The 13,142-nt window shown below is 71.3% G+C and carries 13 protein-coding genes; 5 read left to right on the top strand and 8 right to left on the bottom strand.

Translation table 11 applies throughout. From position 1 onward, the window contains the following. Positions 1-32: 32 nt before the first annotated feature. The gene (locus OG992_RS03310; RefSeq protein WP_266302305.1) at positions 33-1,373 is read right to left on the bottom strand and encodes a hypothetical protein; all 1,341 of its coding nucleotides are present in this window, start codon (positions 1,371-1,373) and stop codon (positions 33-35) included. A gap of 5 nt (positions 1,374-1,378) precedes the next feature. After that, on the bottom strand, positions 1,379-1,855 hold the full coding sequence (locus tag OG992_RS03305; protein WP_266302304.1) for a hypothetical protein: 477 nt from the start codon (positions 1,853-1,855) through the stop codon (positions 1,379-1,381). Positions 1,856-1,958: 103 nt separating this feature from the next. On the opposite strand from OG992_RS03305, the gene OG992_RS03300 reads away from it, so the two are divergent. Both OG992_RS03300 and OG992_RS03295 read left to right on the top strand, forming a co-directional pair. Further along, positions 1,959-2,825 carry a copper resistance protein CopC gene (locus OG992_RS03300; protein WP_266302303.1) on the top strand — a complete coding sequence of 289 codons (867 nt, stop codon included), beginning with the start codon at positions 1,959-1,961 and terminating at the stop codon, positions 2,823-2,825. A 248-nt stretch (positions 2,826-3,073) separates the two neighbouring features. Further along, on the top strand, positions 3,074-5,479 hold the full coding sequence (locus OG992_RS03295; RefSeq protein ID WP_266302302.1) for a ricin-type beta-trefoil lectin domain protein: 2,406 nt from the start codon (positions 3,074-3,076) through the stop codon (positions 5,477-5,479). Positions 5,480-5,554: 75 nt separating this feature from the next. Here the strand turns inward: OG992_RS03295 and OG992_RS03290 are convergent, their stop codons facing one another. Both OG992_RS03290 and OG992_RS03285 read right to left on the bottom strand, forming a co-directional pair. Then, on the bottom strand, positions 5,555-6,514 hold the full coding sequence (locus tag OG992_RS03290) for a hypothetical protein (protein ID WP_266305135.1): 960 nt from the start codon (positions 6,512-6,514) through the stop codon (positions 5,555-5,557). A gap of 173 nt (positions 6,515-6,687) precedes the next feature. Beyond that, positions 6,688-7,074 (bottom strand): DUF2267 domain-containing protein, encoded by a 387-nt coding sequence (locus tag OG992_RS03285; protein ID WP_238682405.1) that lies wholly within the window; start codon positions 7,072-7,074, stop codon positions 6,688-6,690. Positions 7,075-7,255: 181 nt separating this feature from the next. On the opposite strand from OG992_RS03285, the gene OG992_RS03280 reads away from it, so the two are divergent. The 3 genes from OG992_RS03280 to OG992_RS03270 all read left to right on the top strand — a co-directional run bounded on the left by OG992_RS03280 (position 7,256) and on the right by OG992_RS03270 (position 8,720). Then, positions 7,256-7,588 (top strand): nuclear transport factor 2 family protein, encoded by a 333-nt coding sequence (locus tag OG992_RS03280; protein WP_238682406.1) that lies wholly within the window; start codon positions 7,256-7,258, stop codon positions 7,586-7,588. Between the two features lie 97 nt (positions 7,589-7,685). Then, complete coding sequence (locus OG992_RS03275; RefSeq protein WP_266305134.1) at positions 7,686-8,237, top strand: ATP-binding protein; 552 nt, start codon at positions 7,686-7,688, stop codon at positions 8,235-8,237. A gap of 105 nt (positions 8,238-8,342) precedes the next feature. Continuing rightward, positions 8,343-8,720, top strand: a complete 378-nt coding sequence (locus OG992_RS03270) for a nuclear transport factor 2 family protein (RefSeq protein WP_112672939.1) — start codon at positions 8,343-8,345, stop codon at positions 8,718-8,720. Between the two features lies 1 nt (position 8,721). On the opposite strand, the gene OG992_RS03265 is transcribed toward OG992_RS03270, so the two are convergent. The 4 genes from OG992_RS03265 to OG992_RS03250 form a co-directional block, all read right to left on the bottom strand. After that, positions 8,722-9,249 carry a hypothetical protein gene (locus OG992_RS03265; RefSeq protein WP_238682407.1) on the bottom strand — a complete coding sequence of 176 codons (528 nt, stop codon included), beginning with the start codon at positions 9,247-9,249 and terminating at the stop codon, positions 8,722-8,724. A gap of 158 nt (positions 9,250-9,407) precedes the next feature. Beyond that, complete coding sequence (locus OG992_RS03260) at positions 9,408-9,878, bottom strand: molybdenum cofactor biosysynthesis protein (protein ID WP_112589888.1); 471 nt, start codon at positions 9,876-9,878, stop codon at positions 9,408-9,410. A 94-nt stretch (positions 9,879-9,972) separates the two neighbouring features. Further along, on the bottom strand, positions 9,973-12,075 hold the full coding sequence (locus tag OG992_RS03255) for a sorbosone dehydrogenase family protein (protein ID WP_266302301.1): 2,103 nt from the start codon (positions 12,073-12,075) through the stop codon (positions 9,973-9,975). Between the two features lie 37 nt (positions 12,076-12,112). Beyond that, positions 12,113-13,060, bottom strand: coding sequence for a LamG-like jellyroll fold domain-containing protein (locus OG992_RS03250; protein WP_266302300.1), 948 nt, complete (start codon positions 13,058-13,060; stop codon positions 12,113-12,115). Positions 13,061-13,142 lie beyond the last annotated feature (82 nt).

The raw sequence follows: 13,142 nt of genomic DNA, 5'->3' as shown, positions 1-13,142 counted from the left end.
ATCATGACGCACGGGTCGGAGCCCGGGCGGGGCTACCCCGCGTAGAGCAGCAGCAGACCGGCGACGGTGTAGGCGACCATCAGTGCCAGCAGGGGTAGTTGGCCGGCCACCGCCCGGGCCCGGGGGAACAGGTACAGGGCGCGGTCGTGGGCGAGCAGCGTGCCGAGCAGGTGTCCGAGGATGATGACGGTGATCTGGAGGGTCGCCACCCCGGAGGGCGTGATCAGCGCGGTCTGCGGTTCCCAGTCGGCGGTGCCGAGCCAGTTGGCGCCGGTGCCCAGGGGGTCGGAGAGCAACGCGACGGTGCGCTGGCCCTCCAGGATCAGTAGCGAGTAGTAGTGCGCGACCACGTACCCCACAGCGATCGGCACGATGGAGTGGGCGATCTCGCCCGGCACCCCCCGGGCCTCGGCGGCGTCGGCGCGACCGATGCGCGTCGCGGCACCGGTGGCGGCGAGGTACGCCACAGCGACGGCGGCGATGACGAGGCTCAGACCGGCGCTGCCGGTGACCGCCGGGTGCAGGCCGTTCTCCTGGCTGAAGCGCAACCAGCCCGGCGCGTTGGAGAGGCTGTCGAACATGGTCGAGCCGAGCAGCACGATCACCACGGCGACCAGCCCGGGGCGGGGTCGCAGGCCGGCGATCCCGTCGAGTGGGTTGCGCCAGACCAGCACGCCGTCGGCGGCCCGGCCGAGCGGGGCGAGTTGACCGATCACTGTGCTGTACGCCTCGAACGGGTCGGCGTGGTCGAACCAGCCGGCGCCGAACAGCACCGCGCCGGCCAACAGGACCACCGCGTATCCGGCCAGCCAGGCGGTGATGACCGGCAGGGTGGCCCGGTCGGGGGCGACGAGTTCCAGCCAGACGAACCCGAACAGTGTGGCGGCGGCCGGCCACCATCCGACGCTGTCGGGCAGTTCACGGAGCCCACGGTTCGGGTCGCGCCGCGTCGCCAGCGCCGCGAGCAGGTGCACGGTGCGCAGCGGGTTGACCGCCCGCCAGATCGGGCCGAGCAGCAGCGACAGTGGGGCCAGCCCGACCCAGAGCAGCACGTAGAGCGCGCCGGCGGTCGGGTTGTCAGCGGTGTCGGGCCCGCCCAGCAGACCGAGGCAGAACCAGGCGGCGGCGAGCAGGCCGAGCCCGCGCAGCGCCCACCGCAACGCGGACGCGTCGACGAGTCGGGCGAGCCACTGCGGCACCGGGCGACCGCCGGTGGCGTCCCGGTCGAGCCGGGGTTCGCGCCAGAGCAGGCCCAGCGCCACGAACGTGACGACGAGGGTCAGCGCGGCGGCGACGACGAGCTGCGGCAGCGTGATCGGCAGGTCCTGACGGCCACCGACGCCGTGTGCCAGCAGCGTGGGAGCGACCGTCATCTCGTTCAGCGGACGACGAGCTGGAAGAGCACCAGCTCGGACTCGTGCGTCTCCACCTCGAACAGCCCGGTCTTGTCGGCGCGGAACTCCACCGAGCCGGGCGTGCCGGCCGGCAGGCGGGCGCCCAGGTCGTAGCCGTGCACGTGCAGTTCGTCGGCCACGTCGGAGGTGACGGTGATCCGAACCATCTGACCCTTACTGACGGTGACCCGTCCAGTGGGCGGATCGACCCGCTTCTTCGCGATCGTGACGGTGATCTGTTTGTCCACCGCGTCGGTGCTGGCGGAGGCGCTGGGCGTGCCGGTGGCCGTCGGGGTCGACGCGGTGGGGGTGGCCCCCGACGGGGCGACGGACGTGGGTGCCGGCGAGGGGGTCGCCACCGAGGGGTCGTCGTCCTGCCCGCAACCGGCGAGGAGCAGGGCGCCGAGGGTGGCGGCGGCGAGGGTGGCGGCGGTCCGGGCGGCGGGGGTACTGACGAACACGGGCGAACTCCGAACGACGCGAGGGGGACGGGTGTCGGGTTGATCGTCGGGGAGGAGAACTCTACGTCTTGTTCGGTGCGGGGGAAATGACCATGATGAACGAATGCGATCGAAGCTGGTCACTGTGCGTGAGGTTCTGAGCCGTGTCGTGGCTGCGCTGGCGGCGACAGTGGTGGTGTCGCTGCTGCTGCCCGTCGCCCCGGCGTCCGCGCACGGCCAGCTGGCGACCTCCACCCCGCTGAAGGGCACTGTCGTACGCGAGCCACTGACCCGGTTGGCGTTGTACTTCACCGAGAAGCCGGCGTCCAACGCGCACTTCGCCATCAGCGGTCCGGACGGGTCGCGAGTGGACAACGGGTGGTCCTACGGTGAGCCGAAGCGACTGGACAAGCCGGTCACCGAGTACTTCATGGTCAACGGTGTGTTCGAGCCACGGCTCTACCACACCGGCTTCCCGGCGATGGTGACCGTCGCGCACTGGCCGGCGAAGGGCCGCTACACCGCCAGCTACCTCTCGGTCGCCTCGGACGGTGAGGCGGTGCGGGGCGAGGTGACCTTCGACTACCAGGGCCCGGGCACGCCGGCCCCGGCCGGTTGGTCGGTGCCCACGGCGGGGCCGGATCCGGCGCTGCTCGCCCAGGCCGAGGGCGAGGGCTCGACCAATCCTGGGGCCACCGGCAGCTCCGTCGCCCCCACCGGCGCTGCGGCGAGCGAGCCGGCTGACGCCGCGAAGGAGCAGCGCGACGGCGGGTTCCCGGCCTGGTTGGTCCCGGCCCTGATCGTCGTCGTGGTCTCGGCGATCGTGCTGGTGGCGGCTCGCCGTCGGCCCTCGGTACGCGGAGCCTCCACTGCGGACAGTCGGTCCGCCGGCGGCGCGGGCCGAGGCGGAGCCGCAACCCGCAAGTCCGCCAACCCGACTCGGAAGACCGGCAATCGGAGCGGTGGCCCGCAGCGGCGCGGACGGCGGTAGGCCGGCGCAATAGTCGGGCATTCTTCGCGTACTATCGCGAACTTTCGCACGGACATTGGGAACTTTTGATGTATCGAGGCGAAGCCATGGACAGTCCAATCGAAACGCCTTAATGTTCCGAGCCATCCACCCGGTGTTTCCGCAATGTCACTCGTCGGCGTCGAGGACGTTACGGAGCCGGGCCGACGGTCATCGTCACCGCTGATCCACGCCGGCCGTCGGACACTCCACTGCCTCCTGGAGGAACGATGGGCACACGCCTGCTACGCCGACTCCACCATCCCGTCCTGGGTGCGCTGACACTCGTCCTCGCCGCCGGTCTCTGGGCCGTCCCCGCCAACGCCGCCCCCGCGCAGGAACCGGGCGTCACGCTGCGCGTCTTCGACGTGCAGGTGCCGCTGTCCGAGCTGTGCACGCTCAAGCCCGCCCAGACCCCGAACGTGGACAAGCTGATGTCCACGGTCAACTGGACCTCGGCGGCCGACTTCGGCTTCGAGGACAACTTCGTCTCGCAGGTGCTCGGCAACATCACCACCACCCAGGCCGGCAGCTACACCTTCCGGCTCAGCAGCGACGACGGCTCCAAGCTGTCGATCGACAACGCCGTGGTGATCAACCACGACGGGCTGCACGGCGCGACCCCGCCGAAGGAGGGCACGGTCACCCTCACCGCCGGCCTGCACCCGCTGCGCATCGACCACTTCGAGCGTGGGGGCGGGCAGCAGATCACGCTGGAGTGGAAGACCCCCGGTTCGTCGACCTTCGTGGTCGTACCGAACTCTGCGCTGAGCACCGACGCCGGCGTGGTCCGGGTGACAGCACCCGGACGCAAGGAGTGCGAGGGGGTCTCCGACACCCCCGGCGACGGCCTGCCGCTGACCGGCGTGCACCCCGGCTACACAGTGACCAACCTGCGGCCCAGCGGCTTCCAGCCGAAGGTCACCGGCATGGACTGGCTGGCCGACGGCCGGCTGGTCATCAGCACCTGGGGCGGCAGCGACCAGTCCGGCAGCTCGCAGGACGGCGAGGTCTGGATCCTCGGCAACACCGGTGGGTCGACAACCCCGGGCAACGTGACCACCAAGAAGATCGCCGGCGGCCTCAAGGAACCGATGGGGCTAAAGATCGTCGACGGGGTGGTCTACGTGACCGAGAAGCAGCGGTTGACCCGGCTGGTGAACACCGGCGGTGACGAGGCGGCCGAGCGCCTCGAGACGGTGGCCACCTGGCCGTACGGCGGCAACTTCCACGAGTTCGCGTTCGGCCTGCTCTACCAGGACGGGTTCTTCTACCTGAACCTGTCGGTGTCGATCAACTCCGGCGGCGCCACCACCAACCCGCAACCGGCCACCAACCGCGGCACCACCCTCAAGGTCAACAAGGACACCGGCGCGGTCAGCTACGTCGCCGGCGGCCTGCGGACGCCACACGGGATCGGCTGGGGCCCGGAGGGCGGCATCTTCGTCACCGACAACCAGGGCGGCTGGCTGCCCTCGTCGAAGCTGGTGCACGTCAAGCAGGGCCGGTTCTTCAACCACTTCACGAACCCGGCGGGCCCGTTCGACACCGCTACGGTCACGCAGCCGGTGCTCTGGATGCCGCAGAACGAGATCGCCAACTCGCCCAGCACGCCGCTCTACCTGACCAGCGGTCGCTACGCCGGCCAGTTCGTCATCGGTGACGTGACCTACGGCGGCCTGCAACGGGCGAACGTGGAGAAGGTCAACGGCGAGTACCAGGGCGCGCTGTTCCGGCTCACCCAGGGCCTGGAGGCGGGCGTCTCCGAGGTCAACGTCGGCCCGGACGGCGCGATCTACGTCGGTGGGCTCGGCGCGGGCGGCAACTGGGGCCAGACCGGCAAGCTGTCGTACGGCCTGCAGAAGCTCACCCCGAACACCGCCACCACGTTCGAGATGCTCGCGATGCGCGCCACCACTACCGGCTTCGAGGTGGAGTACACCCAGCCGGTGTCGGCGGCGACCGCCGCCGAGCTGGCCGCGCGCTACAAGCTCAAGCAGTGGCGGTACGTGGCGACGTCGAACTACGGCGGCCCGAAGATCGACGAGGAGACGCTGACCGTCACGTCGGCCACCCTCTCGGCGGACGGCAAGAAGGTCAGCCTCACGGTGCCCGGTCGCAAGGCCGGCCGGGTGGTGCACCTGCGCTCGCCGCGCCCGTTCACCTCCACCAGCGGCGAGTCTCTGTGGAGCACCGAGGCGTGGTACACGCTCAACTCGATCCCGGGCAGTCCCCCGCCACCGACCGGCGGCACCATCACCGGCGTCGGCGGCAAGTGCCTGGACGTCGACAACTCGGGCACCGCCGACGGCACGAAGATCCAGCTCTGGACCTGCAACGGCACCGCCGCGCAGTCGTGGACGAAGGTCGGCGACACGTACCGGGTGCTGGGCAAGTGCCTGGACATCGACAACGCCGGCACCGCCAACGGCACGAAGATCCAGCTCTGGACCTGCAACGGCACCGGCGCGCAGGTCTGGCAGCCGCAGGCGGACGGGTCGATCCGCAACCCGCAGTCCGGCAAGATCATGGAGGCCGCCGGCGGTAGCAGCGCCGACCGCACCCAGATCCAGCTCGGCACGTACGCGGGCGGCGCACACCAGAAGTGGGTGGTCAGCAGCGGGGTAACCGGCTGACCTCGGACGAAGGGGTGCGGCCTGACCGGCGGGTCAGGCCGCGCCCCGCCCCGTCCGTGGTGCGAGGAACGCCGCTCAGCGGAACAGCACCGGCCGGTTCCCCCGGGCGCCGACGAGCTGGCCCCGGATGTTGATGTCCTCGATCGAGTCGGTCTCCCACACGCCCCGGGTGGTCAGGTCGGTCATCACCCCGTCGCGCCAGAGGAACGGGCGCCACGCCGCTGTGGTGGTGCTCTGGCCCACCACAGTGCCCCGGTCGTTGATCGCGGTGGCGCGGCTCCAGTAGCCACCGAGCGTGCCGAGGTCGGTCAACGTCCCATTCTGCCAGCGGAACGCCCGCCCGTTCGCCGCGCCCACCACCTGGCCCCGGTTGTTGACCCCGACGGCCTCGCTGCCGATCTGGGTGAAGACGCCGTTGCGCAGGAGACCGCCGACGCAGGTGCACGGGTAGTCCTGCGGCGGCACGTTGAACCCGCCCACCACGTCGCCCGCGTTGTTGACGTCGGCGGTGAACTCGTAGAAGTACTCCAGGCCCAGGTCGGTGAAGACACCGTCGCGCCACAGGAAGCGGTGCGGCATCTCGCCGGCCGGTTCGCTGGTGCCGAGCACCTGCCGCCGGTCGTTGACGCCGATCGCCACGCTGTTCTCCCCGCCCAGGGTGCCCAGGTCGTGGAGCTGACCGTCGCGCCAGAGCACCGCGCGGGTCAGGTAGTCCGAGCCGAAGGAGGTGATCGCCACGTCACCGAACTCGTTGACGTCCACGGCGCTGGAATCCGTGTCGCCCGGCAGCACGCCCAGGTCGGTGATGACACCGTGGCGCCAGAGCACTGCGTGCCGGGCTCCGCTGGCGACGGTGCTCCAGCCGACGATGTCGCCGCGGTCGTTCATCGCCGTCGCAGCGCCGTCACCCCCGCTCAGGGTGCCGAGGTCGACGACCCGATAGCTGTGCGGGGACGCGGTGGCGGGAGCGGGAGCGAGGGTGATCAGCACGACGACTGTCGTCGCTGCGGTCAGCAGGGGACGCGGGGACACCATGGACGCCAAGGGGGACGCTCCTCGGATCGGAGCGGCGACGATCCGGCGGACGGGCGCGGGACCACCACCACTGCGCGTTCGATCGGTAACGCACAGTAGATCCGGTGTCGTGGCGGCGCGCCAGGGACCGAACGGTCACCGACGCCCGAGGCGCGCGGCGGTGGGGGCGTCGGTCAGGGACCGTGCGGCAGCGGTTGCGCCAGTGCCCGCAGGTCCGCCGGGAGTTGGGCCAGGGCGTCCTCGAACTCGCGGTGCCCGACCACCCGGTGCATCGTCTGGAGCACGGCGCGGGTGCCGCGCTCGGCGGCCGGACGGTCGATCCCCGCGCGGTCGGCCACCCGGCGCAGGAACTCGTCGTAGCCGAACGGTTCCGGCGGCTCGGCGGCCTTGACCAGCAGCGGGCTCAGCTCGCCGGCCAGGTGGGGGGCCAACGCGCCCGCCTCCCCGCCGCTGAGCCGCTCGGTGAGGGTCCGCAGGACCGCCTCGGTGAGCGGGCGTGCCTGCTCCGGCGGGAGACCCGCCCGTGCCGCAACCTTGTCGACGAACGCCAGCTCGGCCATGCCCCCGCCCTTCGCTTTCGGAAACGCGTGGCTACCCGGGCCCACCGGCAGCAAACCCGGCGGCCGCAGCGGGAATGGTTCTGCTGGTTGCTCCGCGCGGTGCCGCCCGCTTCTCGTACGGTGAGGTCGGACCGGGAACCCGACGGCTGCCCGACGGCGGCCCGTGCCGCAGGAGGAGCAGATGGCCCTCGACCTGCCCGACGTGATCGACCGGTACTTCCGGGCCGTCAACGACCGGGACCTGGACGCCTTCGTCGCCTGCTTCGCGGACACCGCGAGCGTCGCCGACGAGGACCGCCTGTACGACGGGCGGGCCTCGATCCGCGCCTGGCGGCAGAAGACGATGGACGCCTACTCGTACACAGCGGAACCGGTCCGGGTCACGTCGCAGGCGGGCGACTCGTACCTGGCCATCACCCGGGTGTCCGGTGACTTCCCCGGCAGCCCGATCGAGCTGCGGTACCGGTTCACGCTGCGCGACGGGCTGATCGGCGCTCTGGACATCCGTCCCTGACGGCGAGTGCCGCCGCCGGGGCCGCGACGCTGGTCGGGCCGGCCCGCAGGTGATCAACCGCCGAACGGACGAGACAGTCAAGCGGGCAGTGGGTGACATGATGTGGCGACAACGGCTGTCGCTACGAGAAGGGTTCCTGCTGCCCGATGGCGCACTTCGAGGCTCGCACGCCCACGACACCCGCGCGGAACGCGGTGCCGCTGGCCGGGCAGCCGCATCGGGCGGGCTGATGCCGGGCGAGCGACGGGAGACCGTGGCCGAGCAGAGTGTCCCCACCCACGCCGCGGACACCATGGCGTATCAGGTCGCTACCGACATACGAGCGCTGCGCGCGTTCGTCAGCGCCGGGGCGCTGGCCCGTGGCCTGTCGGCCGAACGGGCGGAGCTGTTGACGCTGGCGGTCAGCGAGCTGGCCACCAACACGTTGCAGCACACCACCGGCGGCGGCTGGGTGCGGCTCTGGGCCGAGTCGGGTCAGCTGTTCTGCGACGTGGTCGACCAGGGGCCGACGCGGGCGTTCGGCCGGAGCATGCCGGCCGCCGATTCGGTACGGGGTCGCGGGCTGGCCATCGTGGAGCAGATCTGTGACGAAGTCGCCGTGCTCGCCAGTCCCGGGGAGACAGTCGTACGGATTCGCCTGGGTCTGTGAACGTCGGCGGCGATCCACCCCCGTCCGCGCCGGGTTGGCTGCCACAATGCGGACAGCCCGGGCCGACGGTGGCACCGGGGTCGGACAGAACGGGAGGACGCCACCATGCCGGACAGCGCACGCGAGGCTGAACTGCTCGACGCCGAGCGCACCCTGCAGGCCGCCCAACGGGCCGGTGACGTCGCCGCCCTCGATCAGTTGCTGGTCGACCAGCTGATCGCCATCGGCCCGGACGGGCGTACCCACAGCAAGCAGGATGACCTGGCCGCTCACCGGGATCGCCGCACGGTCGTCGAGGAGTTGGTGGAGGAGGAGTTGGACCTGCTCGTCGTGGGCAAGACGGGGGTGACGTTCTTCCTGGGCCGGGTGTCCGGCTTTTCCGAGGGGGCGCCGTTCGCGGCGCGGCTGCGCTACACCCGGACGTGGGTCCACGACGACCCGCACGGCTGGCGGGTCCTGGCCGCACACATCAGCCCGGTCTGACTCAACTGCCGTCCTCGTCGTCCTCGTCGAGCAGGCCCTGCTCGTCGAGGAACGCGAACCACCGGTCGTCGGCGGGGGTCAGGTCGGCGTAGCCCGGCCCGAGCAGGTAGTAGTCCACGAAGGATTCCACGTCGGGGGCGAGCTCCTCGAACGCGTCGGACATGAACCACTCGGTGCCGGTGGGTGGGAAGTACCAGATCGCTCCGGTGCCACGATCCATGAAGATCGGCTCGTCGCTGCGGACGCCGACCACCAGCCAGCCTGCCCGGTCCTGCGGGATGGACGAGAAGTCCGGCGCGTAGTCCAGGTGGTACTGCATCCCCGCGAGGGTCGACGAGGAGGCCAGCTCGACCCGACCCGTCCGCAGCCCGTCGGCCACCAGCAGGAGGTCCCGCAGGTCGGCCGGGAGCCCCGCCGGTACGGCGTCGATGGCCGCCCCCTCACCGAACTCGGCGTAGGCCAGGCTGTCCGGCACATCGGCCAGCTCAGCCCGCAGCTCCTCGATGAGCTGCCGCAGCTCGAGGTTCAACGCACCACCTCTGTTTCGGATGAGGTCCCGTCCGGCATTGCCCCCGGCTGCCCGGAGACCTGCGAGCCGATGCGCGGTTTGGTTCTACCACGCGCCAGCTCGCCAGAGCGTCACCTCGCCGAATCGGCCAGCCGAGCCGGCACCGTCGAATCCTTTCCTCAGCTGACGACGGCGTCGATCGCGCCGACGCGCAGGGTGCCGTCGTTGAGGGGCGTGCAGCGGATGCCGCCGGTGGTGCGCAGTGCCTTCCACGTTCCCGGGCCGACGGTGACGTCCATCCAGGCGCACGGTCGGGCCGCCCGGTTGACCCGCAGGCTGACCGGTCCGTCGCCGGAGTCCAGCACCAGCACCCTGCCGATCAACTCGTCCACGGCGATCCCGGTGGTGAGGATGTTGCGCCGCACCTCGGCCAGGCCGATGCCGACCGGCAGCGACTCCTGGGCGATGACTGTGACGCTGGCGTCGCGGTGTGCCTGCTGGCCGAAGTACCGGTCGCCGACGATGCCGAGGCCGGCCCGGATCCGGACGGCGTCGACCAGCTCACCGGGCGGGGCCGGGGCCGGGCCGTCGGCGGGCCGGCCCAGGAAGCGGTGCACGGGCGAGGCCAGCAACTCGACGATCTCCGGCATGGCAGGAAGTCTACGAAGCGGACCGGACCCCGCGGGCCAGGTCGGCGGATGACCCGGTGGGACGGCGGCGCGAGCGCCGCCGTCCCCACTCGGCTCAGGCCGGCGTGCCGGTCACGGTCAGGTTTCGTATGCGCCCCACGTTGTCGAACGAGCCGAAGCCGACCCGGCCCGAGCCGAACGTGGTGTCCTTCGCGGTCAGCAGCGGGTCCCGGTGCCCGTCGACGTAGACGGCAATCTCACCGGTGGACGGCAGGTGCACCACCCGAACCCGGTGCCAGTCGGCGTCGGTGATCGCCGGGTTGGCGCCTCGGGAGCGGCCGTTCCACTGGTGGTCGATGCGTTCCCGGTCGGCGTTGTTCACCTTGAAGATGCCGTTGTGCGGATAGATCGTGTTGTCGGTGGAGAGGTGGGCGTAGTAGAACTCGGTGTCCGAGCGCCAGCCGAAGACGATGATCACGTCCCGGTTGGTGATTTCCACCGGCGTGTCGAGTCGTACCTGGGCGTCGAGCCGCACCGACGACCACGCCGGGCCGTTGGTCAGCACGGCGTACTCGAAGGGCCGGCGCGGACCGGGCCGGCTCTCCCCGGCCTCGGCCAGGATGACCTGGTCGCCTGTGAACTGCCACTTCGCCGGCGTCACCGGCGCCCAGTTCGCGGCTGCGGCGGTGCGACGGAGGGTGACGTCCCCGACGTCACCGCTGGCGAACTCCCGGGTACCGGTCACCTTCCAGACCTTTCCGTTGGCCTTCGCGACGACGTAGAGCTCACCGGCGGCGTCGGTGCCGAAGCGCAGGTCCACCCGGTTGGGGTCACCGGGCGCGCCCGGTGACGACAGGTCGCGCATCCGGACCGGGGTACCCGCCGCGTCGAAGAGCGCGAGCTGGTGGATCGTGGCCAGCCCCCGGCCCCGGCGCATCTCGTTGGCCTCGGTGGAGAGCACCCGGCCGTCGACCAGGTCACCGAAGACGTACGTGCCGCGCAGCGCGGGCAGCGCCCGCCCCCGGTAGACGAAGCCGCCGGCCACCGCGACACCGACGTCGTCGGTGCAGTTCCAGCCGGCGGCGGGGTCGTGATCGTACGCGGCGACCGGGTAGGTGTAGCCGTACCTGTCGTCGTCGGCGGGCAGCGGGAGCAGCCGGTCGCAGGGGTTCGTGGCCGCCTTGTCGAAGACGAAGGAGCCCTCGCGCTCGCTCCAGCCGAAGTTGTCCCCGGCACGGACCTCGTAGATGGCCTCGACGGCGTGTTCGCCGATGTGCCCGAGGTACATCCGGCCGGTCGCCCGATCCCAACTGAACCGGTGTGGGTCCCGGAAACCCACTGCGTAGAGCTCGCCCAGCGCGCCGGCCCGGCCGACGAACGGGTTCCCGGCGGGGATGCCGTAGCGCCCGTTCGCGGAGTTGGTGCCCCGGGGGTCGATCCGCAGCAGCTTGCCGTGCGGCAGGGCCAGGTTCTGCGGGTCGGTGTTGCGGGCGCCCTGGCCACCGTCGCCGACGGCCAGGTACAGCAGGCCGTAGTCACGGTCGTGGCGCTTGGCAGTGGGGTTGAAGTTGATCTCCTGGATGCCGTGCACCTGGCCGCCGAAGCCGATGCGCAGCACCTCCCGGTGCGTACCGGCGAAGGTGGCGGCGGCCGGATCGGTCGCCGCCCACTCGGTGATGACGCCGTGGAAGAGCGTGTTGGGCTGGGCGTAGTCCGGAGTGACGGTCGTCGTCGACGCCAACTCGGTGTGGATGGTGTAGAACCGGCCGTTCACCCCGAACTCCGGGTGGAACGCGACGTACCCGAAGCCCTGGCCGAGCCCACGACCGGAGAAGAACCGCGGCGCGAACGTCGCGGCCACGTCCAGGTAGACGTGCGGCACGCCGCCCTCGACCAGGTAGAGGCTGCCGTTGAGGTCGGGCACCGCCCGCCGGCCGGAGCCGTCGGGCACCTCCATGATGGTGTTGATCCGGGCGGTACGCATGAGCCGCGCGTCGGTCGGCGCCGGCGTGGGGTACGACTGCGGGAAGCTGGCGTACTCGCTGAGGACCAGCCCGAGTCGGGACTGGACCGGCATGTCGGGGATCGGGTCGTCGACCGCGTCGGCGGCTCGTGCCGGCGCGGCGACCAGTGTGGACAGGATCAGCACGAGGGCGGTGAGGCCGGCCCTCACTGTGGGCCGGCGGACGGTGCCGGCGCGGCGGTGCAGGGTGCGCACGCGTGTCTCCTTCTCGGTGGGACGGTGCCGAGGGTGGTCAGCGGGCAAGGTGGCGGTACTGCCTCCGCACGTCGTTCGCGGAGACCACACTGTCGAGGAACATCAGGCCGTCCATCCGGCAGTCGCACGGGTTGCGTTCCAGGGTGTCCTGGGGAAAGCTACCGCCGATCTTGATGCCCCGGGGGTCGGACGCGGTGGTCACGTGCGGGCCCGGCCCGGACACCAGCCACGGGTCGTCGGCGCGGGTGTAGAAGCCGTCGACCGGTTCGCCGTTGCGGTAGAGGGCGAGCGCGCCGGTGGTGAAGTCGAAGGTGGCGGCCAGGTGCACCCACTCCCCGACCGGCAGCAGCTCGCGCCAGTCGCGGGTGGCGGCGAAGGTCTGTGAGTTGCCGCCGTCGAGCCGCCGGCCGAGCGCGACGAGACGCAACTCCCCGTCGACGTCGATCAGCTCCAGCAGGGCGCGGACGCCGTGGCCGTCGGAGTCGCCGGTCAGCACTCCGGCCAGGCCGATCGCGTTGTACCTGTCGTCCGGGTCGGCGGTGGTGGAGTTGGGCAGCGGGCTGTCCATGTTCAGCTTGAACCAGCCCATGACCGTGGTGCCGGCGGTGGCGCTGAAGGCCCGCAGCGTCCGCACCCCGCTGGCCGACCAGGTGCCGGCCTTCCAGTCGTCGTTGCCGGCGACGGCGGGGGCGACCTGCCGGGTCTGTACCGCGTTGCGGCTGCCCCGGTAGGCGCGGTCCGGCACCCGCATGGCGACACCGCCGTTGATCAGCTCGATCTCGGTGCCGGAACGCCCCTGGTCGCGCTCCAGGGCGGGGTCGCCGGGCACCGGGTGGTCGAAGTCGTACGCGGCGACCAGGTGCGCGCGCAGCGCCGGGTGGACGTCGGACGGGATGCTGCGATCCGCCTGCGCCGGTGGCGCGCTCGCGCCGGTCAGTGCGCCGATCGCCAGGAGGGAGACGGCCGCTCGTCGGGCCCTGGACATGGCTGTCACCTCGTTTCGCGGCATGCCGGATGCCGGTCACGTAAGCGCTTACGTAAGCGCTTACGTACCCTAGGCTTCGATC

The sequence above is a fragment of the Micromonospora sp. NBC_00362 genome (assembly GCF_026342155.1).
Taxonomy (GTDB): Bacteria; Actinomycetota; Actinomycetes; order Mycobacteriales; family Micromonosporaceae; genus Micromonospora; species Micromonospora hortensis.
This window is presented reverse-complemented; position numbering and strand designations above follow the sequence as displayed.

Bases quoted from the DNA above. Each gene is read 5' to 3' on its own strand.
- OG992_RS03270 (WP_112672939.1), top strand. From the start codon at position 8,343: ATGCCGGACAGCGCACGCGAGGCTGAACTGCTCGACGCCGAGCGCACC.
- OG992_RS03280 (WP_238682406.1), top strand. From the start codon at position 7,256: ATGGCCCTCGACCTGCCCGACGTGATCGACCGGTACTTCCGGGCCGTC.
- OG992_RS03275 (WP_266305134.1), top strand. From the start codon at position 7,686: ATGATGTGGCGACAACGGCTGTCGCTACGAGAAGGGTTCCTGCTGCCC.
- OG992_RS03295 (WP_266302302.1), top strand. From the start codon at position 3,074: ATGGGCACACGCCTGCTACGCCGACTCCACCATCCCGTCCTGGGTGCG.
- OG992_RS03290 (WP_266305135.1), bottom strand. From the start codon at position 6,514: ATGGTGTCCCCGCGTCCCCTGCTGACCGCAGCGACGACAGTCGTCGTG.
- OG992_RS03310 (WP_266302305.1), bottom strand. From the start codon at position 1,373: ATGACGGTCGCTCCCACGCTGCTGGCACACGGCGTCGGTGGCCGTCAG.
- OG992_RS03250 (WP_266302300.1), bottom strand. From the start codon at position 13,060: ATGTCCAGGGCCCGACGAGCGGCCGTCTCCCTCCTGGCGATCGGCGCA.
- OG992_RS03260 (WP_112589888.1), bottom strand. From the start codon at position 9,878: ATGCCGGAGATCGTCGAGTTGCTGGCCTCGCCCGTGCACCGCTTCCTG.
- OG992_RS03285 (WP_238682405.1), bottom strand. From the start codon at position 7,074: ATGGCCGAGCTGGCGTTCGTCGACAAGGTTGCGGCACGGGCGGGTCTC.
- OG992_RS03300 (WP_266302303.1), top strand. From the start codon at position 1,959: ATGCGATCGAAGCTGGTCACTGTGCGTGAGGTTCTGAGCCGTGTCGTG.